Raw genomic sequence first — 26132 nt, forward strand, 5'->3', positions numbered from 1 at the left:
CGAGTGTCTCCTCGTGGGGTGTCTTGTGTGGCTGGTCGGTCGCCCGGATCGGCGGATGCGGGACGCGCGCAGGCGCCGCCCTCAGCACTCGGGGAAGCTGACGGCGAGGCCGCCGCGGGAGGTTTCCTTGTACTTGTCGAGCATGTCGCGGCCGGTGTCGCGCATGGTGCGGATCACCTGGTCGAGCGACACCGTGTGCGCGCCGTCGCCGCGCAGGGCGAGCTGGGCGGCGTTGATCGCCTTGATCGAGGCCATCGCGTTGCGCTCGATGCAGGGGACCTGCACGAGGCCGCCGACCGGATCGCAGGTGAGGCCGAGGTTGTGCTCGAGGCCGATCTCGGCGGCGTTCTCGACCTGCTCGGGCGTGCCGCCGAGGACCTCGGTGAGGCCGGCGGCGGCCATCGCGCACGCCGAGCCGACCTCGCCCTGGCAGCCGACCTCGGCGCCGGAGATGGAGGCGTTCTTCTTGCACAGCACGCCGACCGCGGCGGCGGCGAGGAGAAAATCCTCCACGTCGCCGCTGCTGCTGCCGGGCATGAACTTCATGTAGTAGTGCAGCACCGCCGGGATGATGCCGGCCGCGCCATTGGTCGGCGCGGTGACGACCCGGCCGCCGCCGGCGTTCTCTTCATTGACCGCCAGTGCATAGAGATTGACCCAGTCGAGCGCCGCCATCGAGTCGCTGATCATGTTGCGTCCGGCGGTCTGCTGGCTGAGCTTGCGATGCAGCGCGGGCGCGCGACGGCGCACCTTCAGCCCGCCGGGCAGCACGCCCTCGTGGCCGACGCCGCGCTTCACGCAGGCGCGCATCACGGCCCAGATGCGCTGCAGGGCGGCGCGCGTCTCGGCTTCGCTGCGCCAGGCGCTTTCGTTGGCGATCATCAGCTCGCTGATGCGCAGACCGTGTCGACGACACTGCGCGAGCAGTTCGGCGCCGTCCTCGAAGGGATAGGGGACGTCGACCGCCGCCACGACCGGCGCGCCCGACTGTGCCTGCGCCTCGTCGACCACGAAACCGCCGCCGACCGAGTAGTAGGTGTTCTGGTACAGCACACCCGCTTCGCCATGCGCGGCGAGGCGCATCGCATTGGGGTGGTAAGGCAGGCTCACCGGCAGCAGGCGCATGTCGCGCGCCCAGTCGAAGGGCACGACCATCCCGCCGGGCAGGGGCAGGCGAGCATCGATGCGCACCGCGTCCACCGCGTCGACCAGGAAATCCGGATCGACTTCGTCCGGGCGCGCGCCCATCAGGCCGGCGACGACCGCGCGATCGGTACCGTGGCCGATACCGGTCGCCGACAGCGAACCGTAGAGCCTGACCTCGATCCGCCGTACCGCGTCGAGCGGGGTGTGCCGCGCCAGCTCGACGACGAAATCGTACGCCGCGCGCATCGGCCCGACGGTGTGCGAGCTGGATGGGCCGACGCCGATCTTGAAGAGGTCGAGGACGCTGATTGACATGGTGGGCGCTCCGGTGGAGAAACGGTCTTGCTTTAATTCCGCTAAGCATGAAAATGCTTATGGCTGCATCAAGCGGATTCTCTTGCGGTACCGGCAGGCACTCAATCGATTGTTTTTCATCGCGGCTTTAGCGTGGCTAAACCATGAGCACAGGCGGCTCCACCCAGGTCCATACCCGGCTGCGCGTCTTCCTCGCCGCCGCGCGCCATCTGTCCTTCACCCGCGCGGGGGAGGAGCTGCACATCACCACCGGCGCGGTGAGCCAGCAGATCAAGCTGCTCGAGGACTGGCTCGGCCAGCGCCTGTTCCGCCGCCTGCCGCGCCGGCTCGAGCTCACCGACGCGGGCAAGCGCATGCTCGCCGCGGTCGACCCGGCGTACGCGGCGGTGGAGCTCGCGATCGACCGCCTGCGCGGCGGCGCGTTGAGTGGCGTGGTGCGGGTGCGCACCCTGCCCTCCTTCCTCGCCACCTGGCTGGCGCCGCGGCTGCCGCGCCTGATGGCGCGCTTTCCGCAGATCGAGCTGCAGGTGGTGGCCGAGGACAGCACCTACTCGCTGCGCGACGGCGAGTTCGACCTCGCGATCGACCTCAACGACGGCACCTACCCCGGCTTCCAGAGCACGGTGCTGCTCGAAGAGGAGATCTTCCCCGTCTGCGCGCCACAACTCCTCGAGGGCCGCCCGCCGCTGCGCACGCCCGACGACCTGCGCCATTACCCGCTGCTGCACGACATGACCGCCTGGCGCGGCAGCCCGCCCTACGCCGAATGGGAACGCTACCTGCGCGCGATAGGTGCGCCGCAGGTCGAGGTGCGACGCGGCTACATGTTCAACCGCAACCACATCACCATGCAGTGCGCGATCGCCGGCATGGGGGTGGCGATCGCGCGCCGCACCCTGATCACCGACGAGCTCGACAGCGGCCGGCTGGTCGCGCCCTTCACGCAGCCGGTGTCCACCGGCAAGCGCTACTGCCTCGTGTATTCGGCCGGTGCGCTCGCCGACCCGCGCGTGGCCACCGTCCACGACTGGATCGTCGGCGAGGCCCCGCCTTGAAAGGCCTCCCCGCCTGAGCTAGCGTGAATCACCGGATGGCATCGCAGGAGGCGGGCATGAGCGGCACACGACGTGATTTCCTGCGCGGCCGCTCCGGCATCGCGCTGCTCGCCGCCACGCTGGTCGGCTGCGCGCACAACGACCCCTATCACCCCGAGCCCCCGGGCGCAGGCGTCTGCCTCGCCTCCCCCGCCAGCGCCGAATGCCTGCGCAGCTACTATCAGGAGTTCGCCTCCCACGACGTCGCCTTCGTCGAGTTCAGCGAGCGCGGCAACGCCTTCGACGACGCCCGCGTCGATGACGTGGTGCAGCGGATCCGGCGCAAGGCGGACGGCGGAGGCGCGGTAGTCGTCGCCTTCGTCCATGGCTGGAAGCACAACGCCAGCGAGGAGGATGGCAACGTGCGCAGCTTCAAGGCGGTGCTCGACACCATGGCGCGGCTGCTCGACGCGCGTTACGCGGAGGCGATGGGCAAGCGGCGGCTGATCGGCGTCTACGTCGGCTGGCGCGGCGCGAGCATCGACGTTCCGGTGCTCGAGCAGCTGACCTTCTGGGACCGCAAGGCGGTCGCCGAAGAGCTCGGCAGCGGCGGCGTCACCCGCCTGCTGCTCGAGCTCGAGGGTGCCACCGCCGACGACCCGCGCAACGTCTTCGTCGTCGTCGGCCACAGCTTCGGCGGCGCGATCGTCGTCCGCGCGCTGGCCGACGTGCTCACCGAGCGCATCAGCAACGCTACCGACGGCGGCGCGCGCATCTTCGGCGACGGCGTGCTCGTGCTCAACCCGGCGATCGAGGCGAACCAGGTGCTGCCGCTGGTCGAGGCCGCGCGCGCCCGCAGCCACGTGGCGGACCAGCTGCCGATCTTCATCTCGCTCAGCACCGACGCCGACGGCGCGACCCACCGCGCCTTTCCGCTCGGACAGACGATCGGCCTGCTCACCTGGCGCCAGCACGATCTCACGCGCAGCTACTTCTACGACCGCCAGGCCCCGGAGGTCAGCATCCCGCTGCGCGAGCGCCACCTCGACGCCACCACCGCGGGCAACTTCGCGCCCTTCCTCACCCACCGCCTCGCCGCCCGCGCCGAAGGCGAGGACATCCGCTTCGAGCTCACTCCGTGCGCAGTGAACCCGGCCGGCTGCGAACCGAAGGGCTGGACCACGTTGCGCGGCCAGCCGGCGATCCGCGGCCTGCCCGCGCACTACCCGCTGTACTTCCTCAAGACCGACGAAACCGTCATGGACGGCCACAACGACATCTTCACGCGTGAGGTGCGCAGCTTCGTTTTCGCGGTGATCGACGACGTGGTGCGCAAGGCCCTCCCGGCCATGGCCGCACCACGCGGCGCCCGGCGGCTGGCGACGCCCTCGCTGCTCGCCGACCCCGCGCTGTTCGAGGCGAGGATGAAGACGATCTGGGCGAACATGCCGGCCGACGGCGAGGAGTGAGCGGTGCGCCGGGGAGCATCCCTCCCCGAACGCGAACGCGGCCTACCCCGGCGGCAGCGCCGCGGCCCCGCCGTCAGCGTCCGCCTCGAACTCCGACACCCGCCCGCGGCCGGCGCGCTTGACCACGTAGCAGGCGTGATCGGCCTTGTGCAGCACGTCCGCGACGCTCGCCACCCCGGTGTCGATGGTGGCGAAGCCGATGCTCGCGCCGATGCGGAACTCGCGCCCCTCCCACGCGAAGCGCAGGCCGGCCACCGCCTCGCACACACTCTCCGCGATCCGCCGTGCGTCCTCGCGCGAACAGCCGCGCAGGATGAGCGCGAACTCGTCGCCGCCGATCCGGCACACCAGGTCGTCCGTGCGCAGCCGGCTGCCGATGAGCTCGGCCACCGCGCGCAGCAAGGCATCGCCCGCCGCATGGCCGGCGCTGTCGTTGACCTCCTTGAAATGGTCGAGGTCGATGAAGCACAGCGCGCTGCGGCCGCCGGCGCGGCGCGAGTGCGCCACCGCATCCTCCAGCGCGCGTTCGAAGGCGCGTCGGTTCGGCAGGCCGGTGAGCGCATCGTGCATCGCCTGATGGGCAAGCTGCGCGGTGGCCTCGTCGATGCGCGCCTGCATGGTCTGGTGCGCATCGGTGATCGCACGCGCCATGGTGTTGAAGCCGCGCTGCAGCTCGCGCAACTCCTCGCTGCCGGCGCGGTCGGGCACCTGCACGCCGAGCTCGCCCGCCGCCATCCGCCGCACCGCCTCCACCAGGCGCGCCACCGGCTCGGCGACCGAGTCGGCCAGGCGCACCGCGAGCCCCGCGGTCAGCACCAGCACGCCGAGCGCGGCCGCGATCGTGGCGAAGAGCACCGTGCGCCGCTCGGCCTCGCGGGCGCTGGTGTCGATCTCGACATACACCCAGCCCACCGGCTGCGGCTCGGGCGCTGCGGCGGACGCGGCGAACGCGTCCACCACCAGCGGCAGGCTCAGCACCGGGGCGGCGAAGCCGGTGCGTCCGGCGCCCCGGTGCAGATGAACCGGGGCGCGGGCAGCGAGCACCGCCGCGGCGTCGAGCAAGCGGGGGCTGCCGCCCTGGGCGAGCACGTTGCCTTCGCGGTCGTAGAGCGTCGCCGCGACGACGTCCTTCTGCGCCCGCAGCGCCGCGAGCACGTCGCCGAGGATCCCGGCGTTGCCCGAGATCACGCCGTACTCGGCGGCCGGGGCGAGAAAGCTGACGATCGCCAGCCCGCGCTCGGCGATCGCGCTCGCGGTCATGCGGTCGCCGCGCACCACCGCCCCCCCCGCCACCACGGCGAGCAGCAGCGATACCGGCAGCAGCACGGTGAGCAGGAGGCGGGTGCGCAGGCTCAGACGCGAAGTTTTCATCGTGAGGCCGCGCCTTCGGTCAGCCGGCGAAGCGAGGCCTCGTCGTCCACCCGCACGCCGAGGGCGCGCGCCACCTGGTGATTGATCGCGATCTCGAAGGCGGCCGGCCCGCGCGGTGCCGGCAGGCGCGGCTTGTCCTTCCTGGCGCGGGCGAGCCAGGCCGCCACCTCGGTCGCGACCTGCTCCGGCGTGGTGTACACCGCGGCGAGCGCGCCCGCCTCCACATAGGCCTGCGAGAAGGCGATGACCGGCTTGCGGAAGCGGTAGCTGGTGAGCAGGATCGCGCGCGCGGCCGACGGGCTCGACAGCAACGGGTCGGGGATCGCGAGAAAGGCGTCGCTGTCGCGCAGCACATTCTCGAGGCCGCGGATCAGCGCGCTCTCGCCGGCGACCACGGCCGTCGTCAGCGCGAGGCCGACCCGGTCCGCCGCCGACGCGAGCGCTTCGCGGTCGAACCCGGCGTCACCGACGAGCGCGCCCACCCGCCGGCTCTCGGGCAGCAGCGCGCGCAGCAGCCGCAGCTGCCGCTCAGCGGGCTGGTCGAGGGTGAAGGCCGACAGCGCCGCCTCAGGATGCCGCCGGCGCAGCCGCTCGAAGGCCTCGCGGCTCAGCATCGTCGCCAGGATCGGCCGCCGATGCCGGCCGAGCACCGCCGCCGCCGCCGCCTCGCCGCTCGCCACCACGAGGTCGGCGCGCGCGAGCACGCGGTCGTCCACCCCCTGCCGTGCGCTGCCGGCGAGGACGATGCGGTGGCCGAGACCGGCGGTCACCCGGCCGAAAGCGTCGGCGAAGGCCTGGTGTGGGCCGGCGGGCTGCGACACCACCACCGCCACCTCGAGCGCGAACACGGTCGACGGCAGCAGCAGCCCGAGCCACAGCAGGCCGCACCCGAACCAGCCGTGCAGGACGAGCCGATGAGGCAGGCGCACCCTCACCACCCCAGTCGCAGGCTGGCGAACAGCGCGGGCTCGTGACGGTAACGGCCTTCATGGAAGTCCGCATACCGCCCGTTCACGCTCTGCGCCACGATCGCCAGCTCGTTGTCCGACCCCGCCGGACCGAAGGTGCGCGCCAGCTTGAGGTCGAGTCGCCCGTCCGCGGGCACGCGGTCGCCGTCGTTGAGCCAGTTCATCCCTGCGTGGTGGTAATAGCCGAGGCTGGCCCGCCAGCGCGGCGACAAGTCCTTGATCAGCAGCAGCGAAGTGATCGAGCGCGGCGCGCTGGTCTCGAAGTCGCGATCGAGGATGTCCTCGTCGGCGTCGATGTCGATCACCGCCTGCGACAGCACCACCCGGCCCCAGCCGCGACGCCGCCAGTCCACGCTGAACTCGCCGCCGCTCATCGAGAAGGTGCCGGCGTTCTGGAACAGGTAGGAGCGCGGCCTACGCGCCACGTGGAAGTCGTACTCGTAGGGCGCGAAACCCGGCGGCGGCGGCGGACACATCCGGTCCGCCGGCGAACCGGGCTCCTCCCAGGGCCGCGAGGGATAGAAGCAGCGCTGGTCGTCGATGTAGTCGTCGTAGCGCTTGTAGAAGGCGCGCACATCCACCCCGAGGCCGAGCTCGCGATACATCGCGGCGTAGCCGATCTCGAGATGCTTCACGCGCTCGGGCTGCATGTTCTCGCCCGCGCGCAACTGCAGCTGCTTGATCTCGGAGCCGACCCGCACCACCTGCTCTGCCCGCGATTCGACCAGCGAGGGGGTGCGGTACGACACCCCGGCCGACAGGCGCAGCGCGGATTCGTGCGTCAGCGCGTAGTTGAACGCGACGCGCGGCGAGAACAGGGAGCCGCTGTAATGGTGGTCCTCGAGGGTGCCGCCGAGATCGACCTTGAGGCGCGCGAGCGGCGACCACACCACGCTGCCGAAGACCTGGCTGCTGGTGCCGCTGAGGGTGCTGCCGGTGTTGAACATCGACGACACCCGCGCCGCCTCGCGCCGCACGCCGGCCCCGAGCAGGAGGCGCCAGGCCGGCGAGAGGCTCGCGCTGTACTGCAGCTCGAGATCGTCGCGGCGGGAATCGCCGTCGAGCTCCACGGGAATCACCAGCGGCGCGTAGGCGGTGTTGAGCCAGCCCGCGCGGACGCGCTCGTCCTGATGATAGTACTGCAGCGAGAACTCGGAGTCGGCCGCGAAGCTGCGCCGCCAGGCCAGATGCAGGAAACGCGAACGCGTGTCGTCCTCGCGCTCGGGCTCGGCGAGATCGCCCGGAATGCCGCGCTCGCTACCGCCCTCGCTCAGCCCCACCAGCAGCTCGAGCGCATCGCGCGTGTTGAGCTGGGTCTCGACGCCGAGGTTGAGCACGGAGCGCGCGATCGTCTCGCGCCCGTTCAGGGCGCCGTTGTCATTGAGAAAGGGGCGGAAATTCACCGCGCGCCGGTGCGAGCCGGAGAGCCGCCAGTCGATCGCGCCTTCCGCGCTGCCGTTGAGCCGGAAGCCGTGGTCGTGAAAACCGTCCCGGCCGATGCGGCTCATGAGCGCCGCGCCGCGCTCGGTCGAGGGCGGACGGGTGATGAGGTTGATCACCGCCTGGAAGGCGTTCGCGCCGTAGGCCGCACCGTTCGGCCCGCGCACCACCTCGACGCGCTCGATGTCGTCGACCCGCAGCGGAAGATCCTGCCAGGCCGTGTTGCCGAACAGGGGGCTGTTGACCGTGCGGCCGTCGATCATCACCTTGATCCGGCGATCGTAGGCGTCGCCCACGCCGTGGTTGGCCACCGTGGGCGACCCGTCGGCCCAGTCGGCGACGAGAAAGCCGGGCACCAGGCGCAGCAGGTCATGGATCTCGGTGAAGCCCGAGGCCTCGATCATCTCGCGGTCGATGATGCTCACCGCCACCGGCGCATCCACCGGCGACTGCGCCATGCGCGACGCGGTGAGCACGATCGGGATGTCGTCGAAGAACGGATCCGCCGCGGCCGCGTCGTGCAGCACGAGCGCGCCTGCGAGCGCGCCGAGGCCGAGCGCGAGAGAGCGGGCTGGACGGCGGAAAGACACGGCATCGACTCCGTTCGGATTTTTGGGCGCATGAACTTTGCATGAGCGGGCGGGCGGCGTCCACCGGAGAAGCGGGCGCAGTGAGAAAAACCGCGCGGCGGTCGTGGATCACGGGTGTGGGATGGGGGGACCTGGTAGCCTTGCGAGCATTCGAACCGACAACCTTGCCCGGCCAGAGGCGGAAATTCCTCGCGGTCGCATTCGCTCATGCCCCGTACCGTCCGCTATTACGACAGCAATGCCGCCCGCTTCGTGGAGGGCACGCTGCATGTGGACATGTCGGCGCTGCAGGAACGTTTTCTGGCGCAGGTTCCGGCGGGCGGGCTGATCCTCGACGCCGGCTGCGGCTCGGGGCGCGACAGCAAGGCCTTCCTCGACGCCGGCTTCCGGGTGCGCGCCTTCGACGCCTCGGCCGAACTCGCGCGGCGGGCGGAAGCCCTCATCGGCCAGGCGGTGGAGGTGAGACACTTCCAGGACGTCGGAGAGCATGCCTGCTACGACGGCATCTGGGCCTGCGCCAGCCTATTGCACGTGGCCGAAGCCGAGTTGCCCGCAACCCTCGCCCGGCTTTGGGCCAGCCTCAAGCCGAGCGGCGTCTTCTACCTCAGCTTCAAGCATGGCGAAGGCGAACGCAGCGATGGCGAACGGCATTTCACCGACGCGACCGCACAACGCCTTGCGCAATGGTCCAGCGGGCTGCCGGAGCTCGAAGCGCTGGAGTGCTGGATAACGCAGGACCAGCGGCCCGAGCGGAGCGAGCAGTGGTTGAATGCGCTGCTGCGGCGCGGCGCCCGTCCCGTCCATCGGCTCTTCACTGGCGAGCAGCACCACCCCTTCCTTCCCCAGCTTTGCCAGTCCATCGCGCGAGCGGACGAGATCGATCTGGCCGTGTCCTTCGTCAAGGCGAGCGGCCTGCGGCTGCTGTTGCCGGACCTGCACGACGCGCTCGGCCGCGACGCCGACGGCGCGCGACCGCCCGCCCGCGTCCGCGTCCTCACCAGCGACTATCTCGACATCACCGACCCGGAGGCATTGCGGCTGTTGGCCTTGTTGCAGGAGCAAGGGGCGCAGGTCCGAATCTTCGAATCGCGCGGGCGTAGCTTTCACATGAAGGCCTATCTGTTCGCCCACTTCCCCGATCCGAACGCGCTGCACGGCACGGTGTTCATCGGCTCCAGCAACATCAGCCGCGCGGCGCTCACCGACGGGCTGGAATGGAACTACCGGGTCGACTACCCGGGCGACGACGGCTTTCTCGAAGCGCGCGCCCGCTTCGAGGAACTGTTCCGCGATCCCCGCACCGTCGAACTGAGCGACCCTTGGATCGACCGCTACGAAGCGCGCCGCGTGCCGCCACCCCGGCAAATCGAACCGGGCAGCGAAGATGGCGATCCGCCGCCGCCCCCGACGCCGATTCAGAACGAAGCGCTGGCCGCGCTCGCCCAGAGCCGTCGCGAAGGCTACCGGCGCGGCCTGGTCGTGCTCGCCACCGGCCTCGGCAAAACCTGGCTCGCCGCCTTCGACGCCGCCCAACTCGGCGCCCGGCGGGTGTTGTTCGTCGCCCACCGCGAAGAGATCCTCACCCAGGCGGCGGAAACCTTCGTGCGCATCCGGCCGGGGGCGCGGGTGGGTTACTACATGGGGCAGACCCGCGACACCCAGGTGGACGTCTTGTGCGCGTCGGTTCAAACCTTGGGCCGCAACACCCATCTGGAGCGCTTCTCGCCGCAGCACTTCGATTACATCGTCGTCGACGAATTTCACCACGCCGCCGCGCCGACCTACCGCCGCCTGCTCGCCCATTTCGCACCGCACTTCCTGCTCGGCCTCACCGCCACGCCTGACCGCACCGATCAGTCGGACATCCTCTCCCTGTGCGACGACAACCTCGTCTTCACCCGCGACCTCTTCGCCGGTATCGAAGCCGAGCTGCTCGCCCCCTTCCACTACTTCGGCATCTGGGACGAGTCGGTGGACTACGAGGAGATCCCCTGGCGCAACGGCCGTTTCGACCCGGACAAGCTCTCCAACAAGCTCGCCACCCTCGCCCGCGCCCGCCACGCCTTTAAGGAATGGGGCAAGCGGGCGCAGCAGCGCACCCTTGCGTTCTGCGTATCGGTGCGCCACGCGGAGTACATGGCGACTCAATTCCAGCTCCAGGGCATCACCGCCGCCGCGGTCTACGCCGGCTCGACGCTGGCGCGCGGCGAAGCACTGGAGCAACTCGCGGACGGCCACCTGAAGGTGATCTTCTCGGTCGACCTCTTCAACGAAGGCGTCGACCTGCCCGCAATCGACACCGTGCTGATGCTGCGGCCGACCGAGTCGAAGATCCTCTTCCTGCAGCAACTCGGCCGCGGTTTGCGCAAGGCAGAAGGCAAGGAGCGCCTCGTCGTCCTCGACTTCATCGGCAACCATCACAGCTTCCTGCACAAATCGCAGGCGCTCGGTCAGATCGGCAGCAGTTACAAGCAGCTCGCCGAGTTCGCGCGCAGGCTCGAATCGCGGCGCCTCGAACTGCCGGCGGATTGCTACATCAACTACGACCTGAAGCTGATCGAGTTCCTAAAATCGCTCGACGGCCACGGCATCGCGCGGGAATACGAAGCGCTGAAGAAAGGCCTCGGCCGCCGACCGACGCTCGCCGAGTTCTACCGCAGCGGGGCCAGCCTCGCGCGGATGCGCAAGGAAAACACGAGCTGGTTCGGTCTGGTGCAGTCGATGAACGATCTCGACGAGGCCGAATTGGCCGTCCATGCCGCTCATCCGGATTTCCTCCGCGAGCTGGAAACCACCGCCATGACCAAGAGCTTCAAGATGGTGCTGCTCGAGGCCTTTCAGGAGCTCGACGGCTGGCGCGCCGCCCCCACGCTCGCACAGCTCGCCGAGCGTTCATGGCAAGTCCTGCAGCGCCGCCGTCCGCTGCTGGCGGACCTACCGGAAACGCCCGACGACACAGAAGAAGGCACGAGCGCGGCCTGGCGACGCTATTGGCAGAGCAACCCGGTCAACGCCTGGATCGGCGGCAACCAGGGCAAGAATGCGCGGACCTTCTTTCGGATCGAGGGCGAACGCTTCGAGCCCGCTTTTTCCGTCGCACCCGAACGGCGGGAAATCCTGGCGGGGATGGCGCAGGAACTCATCGACTACCGCTTCGCCGCCTACGAAGCCCGGCGCGCGACCACGCCGAACGCGGACAACGTCATCGCCTTTCCGCATTCACGGCCCGAAGGAACCGAACTCCCCTACTTCCCGAATCTCCGCATCGCCTGCGGCCACTTCCGCACCGCCCATGCCGACGCCGAGGAACATCGCCGCCTCGGCCCAGGCTACGGCAGACTCGACCCCGCCCGCCATTTCATCGCGCGCGCCTCGGGCAACTCGATGAACGGCGGCAAGAACCCGATCCGCGACGGCGACTACCTGCTGCTGGAGCTGATCAGTCCCACCACCGCAGGCTCGATCACCGGCAACGTCATGGCGATCGAACGCCAGGACCGCACGGGCGACGATCAATACCTGCTGCGCGTGGTGAACAAACAACCTGACGGAAGCTACGTGCTCGTCGCGAACAACCCCGACTACGAAGACATTGTGGTCACCACCGAAATGGCCGAAGAGCTACGCACCCTCGCCCGCCTCAAGGCAGTGATCGATCCCCTGGAACTCGCGGTGGGAGAATCCTTCATGCGCGAAGAGATCCCGGCACTGTTCGGTGTCGAATTCAACCCGGGGAACTGGAACAGCGGCCATGTCGTGCTGCCGGAACGCAATGCTCACACGCTGTTGGTTACGCTGAACAAGCAAGGCAAGTCGGAAGATCATCGGTATCTGGACCGCTGGATCGACGAGGACACCTTCCAGTGGTCGAGCCAGAATTCGACGACTCCGGAGAGCAAACGCGGGCGGGAGATCATCGAGCATGAAAAGCGAGGGATCGCGCTGCATCTATTCGTTCGCGAAGCCAAGCTGGCCGGGGGTAAGGCTGCTCCGTTCGTTTATTGCGGCAAGGCGCGATATGAGGGGCATAGCGGGAGTGCGCCGATGAGTGTCATGTTGGCCTTGAATTACCGTGCCTGAGAAATCTCCACTGAGCGTTCGCGGCCAATAGCAAGAGCCATGCTATGGCGGTGCGATAGCGAATCACGAATCGAACCGAGCCTGGCGCCCTACTTCCGGTGCCGGCCCGTTGCTGCCGTCGAGCTTCGGGGAAAGCTGTCGTTAACGTAGAAGTGACCGGCGGACAATGGGCCGGCGAGAGCCGGCCGATAGGACGTCCGCGTCGACTGCCATGTTATGTTTCACAGCATCTTCTCGAGCTTAGCCGAGCAGGGCAATCGCACCTTCATGTCATAACACCTAGCAATTCAGCACGATAATGATCAACTGTAGCAGCCAACATTCGCTTGGACTTGATACTCGCTTTGCGCGTGGTATCGAGCCGCAGCAGGTTCATCACGATATGGCGCACGATGGCCAGGTTGTTGGCGGCATGACCGCTTCGCACGCGTGATTGGTCGTCGTTGAACTGCACATCGAGACACCAGTGAAGCCTATTTTCTACTTCCCAGTGACTGCGTACGGCCCGAGCGATTCGCTCTGCGTCCGCGGGCAGGCTGCTGATGTAGTAAGCACGCTCGGTACTTGTACGATCGCCAACAGTGCGCACGCGTTCGACTACGGCAAAGCTGGCCAGATCTTTCCATTCTCCACCTTGGTAGAGCCGATCGACCGCGTCGAAGGCCCAACAGCGCCTGACTTCAATTCGACCGTGGCCGGGAGTGGTCGTCTCGTGGGTCGAAGCCGGCTTGAGCACTTCCTTCACGCCGAGCCTCGCGAGCAGGATCGAATCAAGGAGCTTCGGATGATTGTCCTTGACGCACAGGACGTAGTGGGCGCCACGTTCTCGGATCGTGCGTGCGATCTTGGTTTGCGTGCCCATCGCATCGATGGTCACCACGCAGCCCTCGAGCGCCAGGGTAGCGAGCAGTTCCGGAATGGCGGTGATCTCATTCGACTTCTCGGCCGTGGCGGTCTGGCCCAGCACGACGCCCATGCCAGCGGCGAAGGCGCTGACCATGTGCAGCGGACTAGCTTGGGTCTTGCCCTTGTTCCCACTTCGCCGGCTGCTCTTGCCATCAATGGCGACGACAGTATCCTCGGCCAACACCGGCACCACCATGCCGACCCAGCGTCGAAACGCGGCTTCAAACTCGTCCGGCGCGATCATGCCGAACACGCGGCCTATCGTGTCATGAGACGGAACGCCGTGTTCAAGCTTCATAAAGCTGCGCAACCAGTCGATCTTGGCCTCGGCCCACAACTCGATGTCGACGAAGTCGTCGACGCCCGACAGCACCGCGCACACCGCAACCGTGAGCAGTTCGGCCAGATCGTGGCGTTTGTGACGTGTGCTGCGTGGATCGGAAATCGAGACAAACACCTGCGTCAGCGGCATGACGTTTCCTGCCTTCATGGGAGGCCCAAAAAGGTAGGAAACTACACAAAATATGACGTTGTGAACAGGGGGTCTCTAAGTGCATGATCGTAAACCGTTTACGTCATATGGGTATGCAATGTCGGTGCGATCGCCCTGCTTAGCCGAGATGATCCCAAGAATGACCGTGAGAACCGCACCTCCAACCAACGTCATCGAAGCACCTCGAGCGCGCCGTTGGAACTCGGAGATCATTCGCTCGTCGCCCTTATTGAGCTTTAGATATGAAAGCGTCGGAAACGTATCGATTGCTTCCTCGATCATGCGGCCTGCCGCTTGTGCCACTGCAAGCAGCACATACGATGCCCCCATATACAAGACGACGAATCGCGCCCACGCCTCAGGCGAGGATCCCGAAGCGAAGTAGCTAGGTATCGCAGCAAGTGCGTACCAAACGATCAGGAGCGCGACGCCAAGCTGGAGCGCCTGTGGAATTAGATGTGACCAGCCTTGCAGTCGGCGTAACCAGTCCTTCTTCGGGACGCACTTGCATCCTCGTATCCACTCATCGAAGGCTTCCAAGAAGCCGCGAGCGATGACGTAGTCGGCGTAGTCCACCGTGACTTCAGCGGTGTTGTCCAGGGCAATCGCACCTTCATGTCATAACACCTAGCAATTCAGCACGATAATGATCAACTGTAGCAGCCAACATTCGCTTGGACTTGATGCTCGCTTTGCGCGTGGTATCGAGCCGCAGCAGGTTCATCACGATATGGCGCACGATGGCCAGGTTGTTGGCGGCATGACCGCTTCGCACGCGTGATTGGTCGTCGTTGAACTGCACATCGAGACACCAGTGAAGCCTATTTTCTACTTCCCAGTGACTGCGTACGGCCCGAGCGATTCGCTCTGCGTCCGCGGGCAGGCTGCTGATGTAGTAAGCACGCTCGGTACTTGTACGATCGCCAACAGTGCGCACGCGTTCGACTACGGCAAAGCTGGCCAGATCTTTCCATTCTCCACCTTGGTAGAGCCGATCGACCGCGTCGAAGGCCCAACAGCGCCTGACTTCAATTCGACCGTGGCCGGGAGTGGTCGTCTCGTGGGTCGAAGCCGGCTTGAGCACTTCCTTCACGCCGAGCCTCGCGAGCAGGATCGAATCAAGGAGCTTCGGATGATTGTCCTTGACGCACAGGACGTAGTGGGCGCCACGTTCTCGGATCGTGCGTGCGATCTTGGTTTGCGTGCCCATCGCATCGATGGTCACCACGCAGCCCTCGAGCGCCAGGGTAGCGAGCAGTTCCGGAATGGCGGTGATCTCATTCGACTTCTCGGCCGTGGCGGTCTGGCCCAGCACGACGCCCATGCCAGCGGCGAAGGCGCTGACCATGTGCAGCGGACTAGCTTGGGTCTTGCCCTTGTTCCCACTTCGCCGGCTGCTCTTGCCATCAATGGCGACGACAGTATCCTCGGCCAACACCGGCACCACCATGCCGACCCAGCGTCGAAACGCGGCTTCAAACTCGTCCGGCGCGATCATGCCGAACACGCGGCCTATCGTGTCATGAGACGGAACGCCGTGTTCAAGCTTCATAAAGCTGCGCAACCAGTCGATCTTGGCCTCGGCCCACAACTCGATGTCGACGAAGTCGTCGACGCCCGACAGCACCGCGCACACCGCAACCGTGAGCAGTTCGGCCAGATCGTGGCGGTTGTGACGTGTGCTGCGTGGATCGGAAATCGAGACAAACACCTGCGTCAGCGGCATGACGTTTCCTGCCTTCATGGGAGGCCCAAAAAGGTAGGAAACTACACAAAATATGACGTTGTGAACAGGGGGTCTCTAAGTGCATGATCGTAAACCGTTTACGTCATATGGGTATGCAATGTCGGTGCGATCGCCCTGCGGTGTTGTCTCCAATGAGAGCAATAACTCGGCCGCGAATAAAGGGGGGCGCCTCTTCCTCGGCTTGCCGCAGGATCGCAACACGAGAGGTGAGGCGAACCGTTACCACGTACTCCTGCGGACGCTGCCGACCCGCGGGAACAATGGAAAAGTTGTACTTGAGGACGACGTTGACGCAGGGGCTAGGGCTGTTCGCGTTGTATCTCCGAAAGCGCTCAAATGACGTGAACTGCTCCTTTCGCTCCTTGTCATGAAACACTGAAATGGTTTCGTTCCTCGCCACGACATCATGCACGTCGCACAGCTGCAGAATCTTGTGATGCAGCTGCTCCAGCTCTGTCATCTCCAAGAGGATATTGTCCGTGTACCTCTTTCGAATCTGCTCGGTTCGTCCCGTGATCTGGTGGTAAATGTCTTGGTACACCTTCATCGAAACCGGCAGGTTCGAGTCGCCGATCCGAGCGGGCTGCCCATTCCCGCCGTCAGCATGTTCGACGATTTCGCTCAAAATACCCCCCTTCCTTTCGTGAGTCATAGCTTTGTTTTCTGGCGGCACTTCTGCCGCGTAACATCGGAATGCCTGATAACTTGCTCTACGATTTTCTGTCTAGAAACAGAAACTACGCGCAACACAGAATAAAAATTCAGGAAAAGCAGCAGCCGACGGCCTTACGGCGCGATGCGACCTATCTGGCACAAAGGCCGTGAGCATACCGCCTTGCCCGGATAGCCGCTATCCGGATTGGGTTGCCAATGACGGCTTCTGGCCGGACTGAGACCTCCACCCCCAAGCCCGTAAGGGCAAACCCGGCTGTATCGCATTCGTAGTTCCCAGCACGCGAATATGCTCATCAAGAGCGTCATACTTCAGCCTCGCCAAGCCTAACCTCTCTAAGGCCGAAAGGGCCACAGTCTTCTGCGTCGGAAATCTCTCATTCAAAAGGGATGCCCTGCATGCGAGGAAGAACCATTGGTCGGGGTCACGCGGATTCGCGGAAGCCCGCGCGATCGCAGCGAACACGCAGAGCACGTAGATATCAGCGGATCGGGCTGCCTCCGTCGCGTACGTGTTGGTCTCTGCATACCACGCTCGCTTATGCGCAATATCAAAGCGGATCGGACTGAGTGATTTCTGTGCCCACGTCTGTACATAGGCCGCCGACTTCACCCCGATCTTGATCCGTGGGCTGGCAACCAGAAAGAAGCAGCCTGTGCCTTTTGCGAGAGCAAGAGGCGAGATCAGTAGAAATGAAAACCATAAAACTCCAAAGGCATAATCCGCTATCGATCAGCACGCCGTTGTTACGCAGTTCGCAGCTCCCGCGCCGGCAATCTCAGAATGCCGATGCCCGCATCGGCATCGTCGCCCGGCACTTCGGATAACGGACACACCCCCAGAACCGTCCGCGTTTGCCGTCGCGCGCGACCATCTTGTCGCCGCAACTCGGGCACGTCGGAATCGCCCACTCGCCTGCCGTCGCGAACGTCAAAAGATGCTGAGCCGAGGCTTCCGGCAATCGCTCCACCATCGCGAGAAACAGCCTGCTGTCCAGCAGTGTGATTCCGTTCGCTGCGGCGAAGGCGCGCGCATCGTCGGTAAAGCCGTTCGGCGCCATGAAGAACGCCTTGTCGAGTTTCTCGTGCGCCATCACGCCGCGCAGCTCGCGGATTTCCTTCACACCCACTAATTGGTTCCAGGCCTTGCACTGCACGACCGCGGTGCAGCGCTGCGGATCGGTGTCGTCTTGAAAAAGACGCACATCCACCCCGCCGTCCGCGCCGAGCGCCGTGGTCTCCGCGCGGATGCCCAGCACTTTGTAGAACTCGCAGCACAGATCCTCGAAGCGCTTCCATTCGATGCGGTTGACGACTTCGCGCGACCACTTCGTTGGCTTCGCCTCCGTCGCGGATGCGGCGGCGGATTGCCCCCATTCGTTCGAATTCAACGCGTTGTTGCTTTCGGGTTTCTGCCGAATAGCAGGCTCGACGCGCGGCGGCACCGTCCGCCGGGCCGCCATGTTCGCTGCTGGGACGGGAGCGGATGATTGCTCCTTCATGAATCGGAGCAGCGAGATCGCACCAAAGACGCAGGCGATCAGCCACGCGAATGCGCTCAGCATCGGCACCAGCGCACCGAGCACCCTGCTGCTGCCGAACAGGGCGGGGATGACGAAGAGGGCCCCCACCACGCACACGAGGGACATGCCGGCGGCCACCTTCCAGTTGGAGGTGGCGGCGATTTCGATCAGGCCGGGTTCGCGCCTGGACTTGTGGTAACGACGACTCATGCCGCGATTATCCCCAAGGCGGGAGACGCAGATATGCGAATTTGATGCCAAGCGAGACCTACTTCTCGGCTCCGGTAGTGCCGGTCGGTCGGTGGCCTCCGTCAGCGACTGCCATTCGGCACGCGTAATCTGGAAGCGCCTGAAACCGTCCTTCTAGGCAGGAATCGCTTCGCCTTGACCGAATGTCCGGCGCCAGTCCCGCGGGCTCACCTGAAACCGCTTGCGGAAGTGCTGCCTGAGCGACACCGGCGTCTGGAACCCCACGAGTTCGGCGATTTTCTCGACCGGAAGCGAGGTGGTCTCGAGCAGCTCGCGGGCCCGCTGCAGGCGCTCATTCACCAGCCACTCGACCAAGGTCATGCTGGTCGCCTTGCTGAAGTGCCGGGTGAAGGTCCGCCGGCTCATCGCGGTTTGCGCCGCCAGGTCGTCGACGCTGTGCTGCGCGGTGAGGTTGGCGCGCAGGTAGTCGAGAAGCCGGTTGATCTGTGCGTCCTGCGTCGAAGAGGCGATCGGTTGCTCGATGAACTGCGCCTGCCCGCCCTCCCGGTGCGGCGGGATGACCATCATCCGCGCGACCTTGTTGGCGGCCTTGGGGCCGTAGTAGGCGCGCACGATATGCAGGCAGCAGTCCAGCCCGGCGCCCGTGCCGGCGGAGGTGATCAGCCGATCCTCTTCGACGTAGAGGGCGTTCATGTCCAGCTTCACGCGCGGAAACCGTACGCAGAAATCCTGTTCGGCCATCCAGTGCGTGGCGGCCCGCTTGCCGTCGAGCAGCCCGGCATAGGCGAGTGCGTAGGCGCCATAGCACAGCCCCACGACATGGGCGCCGCGCGCATGCGCGCGCGACAGCGCGTCGAGCAAGTCGGGCTCCGGGGGCGCGCTCAGGTCGTGCCAGCTCGGCACCACGACGATGTCTGCCGTTTCGGTCAATTCCAGCCCGCCGTCCGGCAGCACCATCAGAGCACGCTCGGCCCGCAGCGCTCGAGCGCCCGAGGTGACGACCTTCAGGTCGAATAGCGGTCCTTCCGGCAGCGCCAGGGTGAACACGGTGTACGGCACGGCAAAGTGAAACGCACTGACCCCGGGGGGAACGATCAGCGCAACGGCGGGAAGGGGTTTCAACATGGCACGATCGCTCCGGGTGCTGTGGCCCGAATGTTTCGATAGATGACCTTCAGGCCAATTCTATGAATGCCGTGACCGGCCGACAATGGCGCTTTCGACCAACGCCATTTCTGGAGCCGAAACATGAAGCCAACCGCAGTCCTTCGTACCCTCGCGATCTCCCTCTCCCTCGGGCTGGCAGGTCTGCCGGCGCAGGCCGCCGACGACACCGCAACGCCGACCCCCGCGACGGCGCAGATGCAGCACATCCGCAACGCCACCTCGAAGATCGACTATGCAGGCAAGGTCTTCCTCATCGACCCCCTGCTCGCGAAAAAGGGCGCCTATCCGGGCTTTGAAGGAACGGTTCGCAGCGATCGCCGCAACCCGATGGTCGAGCTGCCGATGCCGGCCCCGGAGGTGCTGAAGGGCGTGGATGCGGTGATCGTGACGCATACGCATCTCGACCACTGGGACGGCGGTGAGCATCAGTACATTCCGAAAGACCTCCCCTTGTTCGTGCAGCATGAAGCCGACGCGAAGATCATTCGTGGGCAGGGCTTCACCGATGTTCGCCTGATGGGGACGGAGACGGATTTCGAAGGGGTGCGCCTGACGAAGACGGGCGGCCAGCACGGCACCGACGAAATGTACGCCGATGAGCGCTTGGCGGGCTTCCTGGGCGAGGCCATGGGGGTCGTCTTTCAGGCACCGGATTCGCCCACCGTCTATCTCGTCGGCGACACCGTGTGGCGTGGCGAGGTCGAGCAGAGCCTGGCCCGATTCAACCCCGACGTGGTCCTCCTCAACGCAGGCGACGCCCGTCTGATCGGCTACCCCGGTTCGATCATCATGAGCAAGGACGACGTGCTCCGTGCCTACCGTGCCGCGCCGAATGCGACCATCGTCGCCGTCCATATGGATGCGATCAACCACATGACCCTGAGCCGCGAGCAGTTGCAGGAATACGTCGAGCAGCATGGCATTCAGGATCGCGTGCGGATTCCGGCGGATGGCGAGATCCTGAAGTTCTGACCGGGAGCGCCGCAATAGCAAAACCCCCCGCCATCGCTGACGAGGGGTCTCTCCACCAGGACGGCCTCCCGGCCGTCCCAGCCTTCCGGCTACTTACCGACTCAGACTTCCACCGTGTCCGCGACCGAGCGGAATTCCTCGATCTGGTCGAAGTTCATGTAGCGGTAGATGTCGCCGGCCTTCTTGTTCACCACTTCCACCTGCGCCATGTATTCCTGCACGGTCGGGATCTTGCCCATCAGCGCGCACACCGCGGCCAGCTCGGCCGAGCCCAGATAGACGCGGGTGTCGATGCCGAGGCGGTTGGGGAAGTTGCGGGTCGAGGTCGACATCGCGGTGCTGCCCTTGCGGATCTGCGCCTGGTTGCCCATGCACAGCGAGCAGCCCGGCATCTCCATGCGGGCGCCGGACTTGCCGAGCACGCCGTAGTAGCCTTCCTCGTTGAGGATCATCGCGTCCATCTTGGTGGGCGGGGCGATCCACAGGCGGGTCGGAATGTCGGACTTGCCCTCGAGCACCTTGCCGGCGGCGCGGAAGTGGCCGATGTTGGTCATGCACGAGCCGATGAAGACTTCGTCGATCTTGTCGCCGGCGACTTCGGACAGCAGCTTGACGTCGTCCGGGTCGTTCGGGCAGGCGACGACCGGCTCCTTGATGTCGGCGAGGTCGATCTCGATGACCGCGGCGTAGTCGGCATCGGCGTCGCCCTTGAGCAGCTCGCCCTTGGCGATCCACTCTTCCATCGCCTTGATGCGGCGCTTGAGGGTGCGGGCATCCTCGTAGCCGTTGGCGATCATCCACTTCATCAGGGTGATGTTCGAGTTCATGTACTCGACGATCGGTTCCTTGTTGAGGTGGACCGTGCAGCCGGCGGCGGAGCGCTCGGCCGAGGCGTCGGTGAGCTCGAAAGCCTGTTCGACCTTGAGGTCCGGCAGGCCTTCGATCTCGAGGATGCGGCCCGAGAAGATGTTCTTCTTGCCCTTCTTCTCGACGGTGAGCAGGCCGGCCTTGATCGCGTACAGCGGGATCGCGTTGACCAGGTCACGCAGGGTGACGCCCGGCTGCATCGTGCCCTTGAAGCGCACCAGCACCGATTCCGGCATGTCGAGCGGCATCACGCCGGTCGCCGCGGCAAAGGCGACCAGGCCGGAGCCGGCCGGGAAGGAGATGCCGATCGGGAAGCGGGTGTGGCTGTCGCCGCCGGTGCCGACGGTGTCGGGCAGCAGCAGACGGTTGAGCCAGGAGTGGATCACGCCGTCGCCCGGACGCAGCGAGACGCCGCCGCGGGTGCTGATGAAGCTCGGCAGCTCGCGGTGCATCTTGACGTCGACCAGCTTCGGATAGGCGGCGGTATGGCAGAAGGACTGCATCACCAGGTCGGCGGAGAAGCCGAGACAGGCGAGGTCCTTGAGTTCGTCGCGGGTCATCGGGCCGGTGGTGTCCTGCGAGCCGACGGTGGTCATGCGCGGTTCGCAGTAGGTGCCCGGACGGACGCCCTGGCCTTCCGGCATGCCGCAGGCGCGGCCGACCATCTTCTGCGCCAGCGAGAAGCCCTTGCCGGAATCGGCGGGCGCCTGCGGCAGGCGGAACAGGGTCGAGGGCGGCAGACCGAGCGCTTCGCGCGCCTTGGTGGTGAGGCCGCGGCCGATGATCAGCGGGATGCGGCCGCCGGCGCGCACTTCGTCGAGGATCACCAGGGTCTTGAGCTGGGATTCTGCGATCACTTCGCCGTTCTTGAGCGCGGTGACCTTGCCCGACTTGTCGTCGACCTGGAGCTCGATTTCGTCGCCCATCTCCATGTTGCCGGCGTCGATCTCGATCGGCAGCGCGCCGGCGTCTTCCATGGTGTTGAAGAAGATCGGGGCGATCTTGGAGCCGAGGCATACGCCGCCGAAGCGCTTGTTGGGGACGAAGGGGATGTCCTCGCCGGTGAACCACAGCACCGAGTTGGTGGCGGACTTGCGCGAGGAGCCGGTCCCCACGACGTCACCGACGTAGGCGACCAGGTTGCCCTTGGCACGCAGCTCCTCGAGGAACTTGACCGGGCCGCGCACGCCGGCTTCTTCCGGCTCGATGCCCGGACGCGGGTTCTTCAGCATCGCCAGCGCGTGCAGCGGGATGTCGGGGCGCGACCAGGCATCGGGGGCGGGCGAGAGGTCGTCGGTGTTGGTTTCGCCGGTGACCTTGAACACGGTGAGCTTCTGCGAGGCGGGGACTTCCGGGCGGCTGGTGAACCACTCGGCGTCGGCCCACGACTGCATGACGGCCTTGGCGTTGGCGTTGCCCTTCTCGGCCAGTTCCTTGACGTCGTGGAAATAGTCGAACATCAGCAGGGTCTTCTTGAGGCCCTCGGCGGCGATCTCGCCGAGCTCGGCGTCGCCCAGCAGGTCGATCATCGGCTTGATGTTGAAGCCGCCCAGCATGGTGCCGAGCAGTTCGGTGGCCTTCGCGCGCGACACCAGGCCGCAGCTTTCCTCGCCCTTGGCGACCTTGGCCAGGAATTCGGCCTTGACCTTGGCGGCGTCGTCCACACCGGCCGGCACGCGGTAGGTCAGCAGCTCGACGAGGAAGTCCTCCTCGCCGGCGGGGGGGTTCTTAAGCAGTTCGACCAGCTCGGTGACCTGCTGCTTGCTCAGCGGCAGCGCAGGGATGCCGAGGGCGGCACGTTCGGCGACATGGGCACGGTAGGCTTCAAGCACGGTGACTTCCTCACTTGTTCGTGGCGGTGATCAGGGCTCCCCACGGGGGTCTCCCGCGCGGATCGGGGCGAATTATATGTCTTTTATAAGACTTGCGGTGCAGCGCACCACCGATTCGCCAAAAAGCGGCACAACAGCCGCGAATTCTACTCCCCGCGGCCCCGCGCAGCACGCGCCCGCGACGCCCCGTAGGAGGCCTGCCCTCAGGGCGATAGCAGCCGTCATCGCCAGCACAGCCGCCAAATCGCGCAGAGGGCTGCGCTCCTACCCCGCCACCCGCTACCCGCCACCGCCCTCCCGTGTAGGAGCCCTGCCCCCAGGGCGATAGCAGCCGCGTCGCCCGCACAAGCGCCGCCATCGCGCAGAGGGCTGCGCTCCTACCGCGGCTTGCCGGGGGCGACGCGTCTCCCCGCGGGGAACGCTCGCGGTGGGGGCAAGTCGCATGTTTGTATGCTATTCCTTCCCTATCCCACCGGCAGAACAAGGAGAACGCAGATGCCGCACAACCTTTTCGACACGCTCAAGCCCCTCACCAAGCCTGACGGCGGCAGCGCGCAGTACTACTCGCTGCCCGCGCTCGAGGCCGCAGGCCTCGGTGCGATCTCTCGGCTGCCGGTGTCGATCCGCATCGTGCTCGAAGCGGTGCTGCGTCACTGCGACGGCCGCAAGGTCACCGAAGAGCACGTGCGCGAACTCGCGGCGTGGAAGCCGAACGCGGAGCGCAGCGCGGAGATTCCCTTCGTGGTCGCGCGCGTGGTCCTGCAGGACTTCACCGGCGTGCCGCTGCTGGCCGACCTCGCGGCGATGCGCAACGTCGCCGTGCAGCAGGCGCGCAGCCCGAAGCTGATCGAGCCGCTGGTGCCGGTGGACCTCGTGGTCGACCACTCGGTGCAGGTCGATTACTACGGCACGCCGCAGGCGCTGCGCCAGAACATGGAGCTCGAGTTCGAGCGCAACCGCGAGCGCTACCAGTTCATGAAGTGGGGCATGCAGGCCTTCGACACCTTCCGCGTGGTGCCGCCGGGCATCGGCATCGTGCACCAGGTGAACCTCGAATACCTCTTCCGCGGCGTGCGCAGCCTGGCGAGCGACGGCGGCGAACTCGTCTTCCCCGATACCCTGGTGGGCACCGATTCGCACACCACCATGATCAACGGCGTCGGCGTCGTCGGCTGGGGCGTGGGCGGCATCGAGGCCGAGGCCGGCATGCTCGGCCAGCCGGTGTATTTCCTCACACCCGACGTGGTCGGCGTCGAGCTCAAGGGCAGCTTGCCCGAGGGCGCGACCGCCACCGATCTGGTACTCACCGTCACCGAGATGCTGCGCCGCGAGAAGGTGGTGGGCAAGTTCGTCGAGTTCTACGGCGAGGGCACCGCCAGCCTGTCGGTCACCGACCGCGCCACCATCGCCAACATGGCGCCCGAGTACGGCGCGACGATGGGCTTCTTCCCGGTGGACGACAAGACCGTCGCCTACATGCGCGCCACCGGCCGCGACGAGGCCGAGTGCGCGCTGCTCGAGGCCTACTTCCGCGCCCAGGGCCTGTTCGGCGTGCCGCGCGCGGGCGAGATCGACTACAGCCGCAGCCTGGTGCTCGACCTCGCCACCATCGTGCCCTCGCTCGCCGGGCCGAAGCGTCCGCAGGACCGCATCGCCCTGCCCGCGATGCGTCACGCGTTCGAGACCCTGTTCTCCGCGCCGGTCACCGAGAACGGCTTCGGCCACGAGCCCGGCCAGCTGGTGGACCGCTTCGACAGCGGGCGTGACGACATCGATCTCGGCCACGGCGACGTCCTGATCGCCGCGATCACCTCGTGCACCAACACCAGCAACCCGGCGGTGCTGATCGCCGCCGGCCTGCTGGCGAAGAAGGCGGTGCTGCGCGGCCTGCAGGTGAAGCCGCACATCAAGACCTCGCTCGCGCCCGGATCGCGCGTGGTCACCGACTACCTCGACAAGGCGGGCCTGCTCGAGCCGCTCGGCGCGCTCGGCTTCGCCCTCGCCGGCTACGGCTGCACCACCTGCATCGGCAACGCGGGCGACCTCGCGCGGGAGTTCAACGAGACGATCGTCGAGCACGACCTGGTGGTGGCGGCCGTGCTGTCGGGCAACCGCAACTTCGAGGCCCGCATCCACCCGAACATCCGCGCCAACTACCTGGCCTCGCCGCCGCTGGTGGTCGCCTTCGCGCTCGCCGGTCGCGCCAACATCGACCTCACCACCGAGCCGCTCGGCACCGGCAGCGACGGCGAGCCGGTGTTCCTGCGCGAGCTGTGGCCGAGCTCGGACGAGATCGCCGAGGTCATGCCCTTCGCCACCGACCCGGCGACCTACCGCCGCCTGTACGCCGACTTCACCCGCGACCACGACCTGTGGAACGCGATCGCCGCGCCCAACGGCCAGGTCTACGACTGGCCGCCCTCCACCTACATCGCCAAGCCGCCCTTCTTCGACGGCTTCTCCATGACGCCCGCGCCGGTGGGCGACATCCGCGACGCGAAGGCGCTGCTGCTGCTCGGCGACTCGGTGACCACCGACCACATCTCGCCCGCGGGCTCGTTCCGCGAGACCAGCCCGGCCGGCCACTGGCTGCTCGAACAGGGCGTCCCGCGCGAGGCCTTCAACTCCTACGGCTCGCGCCGCGGCAACCACGACGTGATGGTGCGCGGCACCTTCGCCAACGTGCGGGTGAAGAACCTGATGCTGCCGCTCAATCCGGACGGCACCCGGGTGGAAGGCGGCTACACGCTCATCGACGGCGAGCAGACCACGGTGTACGACGCCGCCACGCACTACATGGCGCGCGGCGTGCCGACGATCGTGTTCGCCGGCGAGGAATACGGCACCGGCTCCTCGCGCGACTGGGCAGCCAAGGGCACGGCGCTGCTCGGGGTGAAGGCGGTGGTGGCGAAGAGCTTCGAGCGCATCCACCGCTCCAACCTGGTCGGCATGGGGGTGTTGCCGCTGCAGTTCGCCGCCGCCGACAGCTGGCAGAGCCTCGGTCTCGACGGCAGCGAGCACTTCACCCTCGAGGGCATCGCAAGCGGGCTCGAACCACAGCAGACGCTGACCCTGCAGGTGCGCCGCGCCGACGGCTCGACGCTGGCGGTGCCGCTGCTGTGCAGGATCGACACCCCGATCGAGATCGAGTACTACCGCCACGGCGGCATCCTGCCCTACGTGTTGCGGGAGATCCTCGCCGACTGATGAAGGGGGCCGGCTGGCGGCCCGCCGGACCGGATGTCGGCGGGCCGCGCAGCAGACCCCACAAGGCGCTTCAGCGGCGATCATTCGGGTCTCGGTTGTGACACGCATGTGCTACATTGACCG

The 26132-nt window shown here is 66.5% G+C and carries 16 protein-coding genes; 5 read left to right on the top strand and 11 right to left on the bottom strand.

What is annotated here, in order from left to right:
• Positions 1-81: 81 nt before the first annotated feature.
• On the bottom strand, positions 82-1461 hold the full coding sequence (locus tag BB334_RS06080; RefSeq protein WP_068805689.1) for an L-serine ammonia-lyase: 1380 nt from the start codon (positions 1459-1461) through the stop codon (positions 82-84).
• Positions 1462-1604: 143 nt separating this feature from the next.
• On the opposite strand from BB334_RS06080, the gene BB334_RS06085 reads away from it, so the two are divergent.
• Together BB334_RS06085 and BB334_RS06090 are read left to right on the top strand one after the other, a co-directional pair.
• A complete protein-coding gene (locus BB334_RS06085) occupies positions 1605-2516 on the top strand; it encodes a LysR substrate-binding domain-containing protein (protein WP_068805692.1) in 912 nt (303 codons plus the stop codon).
• Positions 2517-2572: 56 nt separating this feature from the next.
• Complete coding sequence (locus tag BB334_RS06090; RefSeq protein ID WP_068805695.1) at positions 2573-3964, top strand: hypothetical protein; 1392 nt, start codon at positions 2573-2575, stop codon at positions 3962-3964.
• Between the two features lie 42 nt (positions 3965-4006).
• On the opposite strand, the gene BB334_RS06095 is transcribed toward BB334_RS06090, so the two are convergent.
• From BB334_RS06095 to BB334_RS06105, 3 genes are read right to left on the bottom strand one after another with little or no spacing between them, the layout of a single operon-like run.
• Complete coding sequence (locus BB334_RS06095; RefSeq protein WP_068805698.1) at positions 4007-5335, bottom strand: diguanylate cyclase; 1329 nt, start codon at positions 5333-5335, stop codon at positions 4007-4009.
• Positions 5332-6264 (bottom strand): ABC transporter substrate-binding protein, encoded by a 933-nt coding sequence (locus tag BB334_RS06100; protein WP_088179158.1) that lies wholly within the window; start codon positions 6262-6264, stop codon positions 5332-5334. Before BB334_RS06100 ends, BB334_RS06095 begins: the two co-directional genes overlap by 4 nt.
• 2 nt (positions 6265-6266) lie before the next feature.
• Positions 6267-8333, bottom strand: coding sequence for a TonB-dependent receptor plug domain-containing protein (locus BB334_RS06105; RefSeq protein WP_068805704.1), 2067 nt, complete (start codon positions 8331-8333; stop codon positions 6267-6269).
• Positions 8334-8540: 207 nt separating this feature from the next.
• On the opposite strand from BB334_RS06105, the gene BB334_RS06110 reads away from it, so the two are divergent.
• Positions 8541-12413: a DUF3427 domain-containing protein gene (locus BB334_RS06110; RefSeq protein ID WP_068805707.1), complete on the top strand. Its 3873-nt coding sequence runs from the start codon at positions 8541-8543 to the stop codon at positions 12411-12413.
• 265 nt (positions 12414-12678) lie between these two features.
• On the opposite strand, the gene BB334_RS06115 is transcribed toward BB334_RS06110, so the two are convergent.
• The 6 genes from BB334_RS06115 to BB334_RS06135 all read right to left on the bottom strand — a co-directional run bounded on the left by BB334_RS06115 (position 12679) and on the right by BB334_RS06135 (position 19089).
• Positions 12679-13809: an ISAs1 family transposase gene (locus BB334_RS06115; protein WP_083200305.1), complete on the bottom strand. Its 1131-nt coding sequence runs from the start codon at positions 13807-13809 to the stop codon at positions 12679-12681.
• A 57-nt stretch (positions 13810-13866) separates the two neighbouring features.
• Positions 13867-14388 (bottom strand): hypothetical protein, encoded by a 522-nt coding sequence (locus BB334_RS18125; RefSeq protein WP_158014365.1) that lies wholly within the window; start codon positions 14386-14388, stop codon positions 13867-13869.
• A gap of 37 nt (positions 14389-14425) precedes the next feature.
• A complete protein-coding gene (locus BB334_RS06120; RefSeq protein ID WP_083200306.1) occupies positions 14426-15556 on the bottom strand; it encodes an ISAs1 family transposase in 1131 nt (376 codons plus the stop codon).
• An 85-nt stretch (positions 15557-15641) separates the two neighbouring features.
• Positions 15642-16184 (bottom strand): hypothetical protein, encoded by a 543-nt coding sequence (locus BB334_RS06125; RefSeq protein WP_158014366.1) that lies wholly within the window; start codon positions 16182-16184, stop codon positions 15642-15644.
• Between the two features lie 826 nt (positions 16185-17010).
• Positions 17011-17964: a restriction endonuclease gene (locus BB334_RS06130; RefSeq protein WP_068805719.1), complete on the bottom strand. Its 954-nt coding sequence runs from the start codon at positions 17962-17964 to the stop codon at positions 17011-17013.
• Between the two features lie 153 nt (positions 17965-18117).
• Positions 18118-19089 (bottom strand): GlxA family transcriptional regulator, encoded by a 972-nt coding sequence (locus tag BB334_RS06135; RefSeq protein WP_068805722.1) that lies wholly within the window; start codon positions 19087-19089, stop codon positions 18118-18120.
• 123 nt (positions 19090-19212) lie between these two features.
• On the opposite strand from BB334_RS06135, the gene BB334_RS06140 reads away from it, so the two are divergent.
• A complete protein-coding gene (locus BB334_RS06140) occupies positions 19213-20103 on the top strand; it encodes an MBL fold metallo-hydrolase (protein ID WP_068805725.1) in 891 nt (296 codons plus the stop codon).
• A gap of 101 nt (positions 20104-20204) precedes the next feature.
• Here BB334_RS06140 and acnB read toward each other — a convergent pair whose 3' ends face one another.
• Positions 20205-22802: a bifunctional aconitate hydratase 2/2-methylisocitrate dehydratase gene (gene acnB, locus BB334_RS06145; protein ID WP_068805728.1), complete on the bottom strand. Its 2598-nt coding sequence runs from the start codon at positions 22800-22802 to the stop codon at positions 20205-20207.
• Positions 22803-23297: 495 nt separating this feature from the next.
• On the opposite strand from acnB, the gene acnA reads away from it, so the two are divergent.
• Positions 23298-26009 (top strand): aconitate hydratase AcnA, encoded by a 2712-nt coding sequence (gene acnA / locus BB334_RS06150; RefSeq protein WP_068805730.1) that lies wholly within the window; start codon positions 23298-23300, stop codon positions 26007-26009.
• The last annotated feature ends 123 nt before the right edge of the window (positions 26010-26132 follow it).

This window comes from Thauera phenolivorans (assembly GCF_001696715.1).
GTDB lineage: Bacteria > Pseudomonadota > Gammaproteobacteria > Burkholderiales > Rhodocyclaceae > Thauera > Thauera phenolivorans.

Bases quoted from the DNA above. Each gene is read 5' to 3' on its own strand.
- BB334_RS06080 (WP_068805689.1), bottom strand. From the start codon at position 1,461: ATGTCAATCAGCGTCCTCGACCTCTTCAAGATCGGCGTCGGCCCATCC.
- BB334_RS06115 (WP_083200305.1), bottom strand. From the start codon at position 13,809: ATGAAGGCAGGAAACGTCATGCCGCTGACGCAGGTGTTTGTCTCGATT.
- acnA (WP_068805730.1), top strand. From the start codon at position 23,298: ATGCCGCACAACCTTTTCGACACGCTCAAGCCCCTCACCAAGCCTGAC.
- BB334_RS06135 (WP_068805722.1), bottom strand. From the start codon at position 19,089: ATGTTGAAACCCCTTCCCGCCGTTGCGCTGATCGTTCCCCCCGGGGTC.
- BB334_RS06140 (WP_068805725.1), top strand. From the start codon at position 19,213: ATGAAGCCAACCGCAGTCCTTCGTACCCTCGCGATCTCCCTCTCCCTC.
- BB334_RS06095 (WP_068805698.1), bottom strand. From the start codon at position 5,335: ATGAAAACTTCGCGTCTGAGCCTGCGCACCCGCCTCCTGCTCACCGTG.
- BB334_RS06110 (WP_068805707.1), top strand. From the start codon at position 8,541: ATGCCCCGTACCGTCCGCTATTACGACAGCAATGCCGCCCGCTTCGTG.
- BB334_RS06090 (WP_068805695.1), top strand. From the start codon at position 2,573: ATGAGCGGCACACGACGTGATTTCCTGCGCGGCCGCTCCGGCATCGCG.
- BB334_RS06085 (WP_068805692.1), top strand. From the start codon at position 1,605: ATGAGCACAGGCGGCTCCACCCAGGTCCATACCCGGCTGCGCGTCTTC.
- BB334_RS06130 (WP_068805719.1), bottom strand. From the start codon at position 17,964: ATGAGTCGTCGTTACCACAAGTCCAGGCGCGAACCCGGCCTGATCGAA.
- BB334_RS06120 (WP_083200306.1), bottom strand. From the start codon at position 15,556: ATGAAGGCAGGAAACGTCATGCCGCTGACGCAGGTGTTTGTCTCGATT.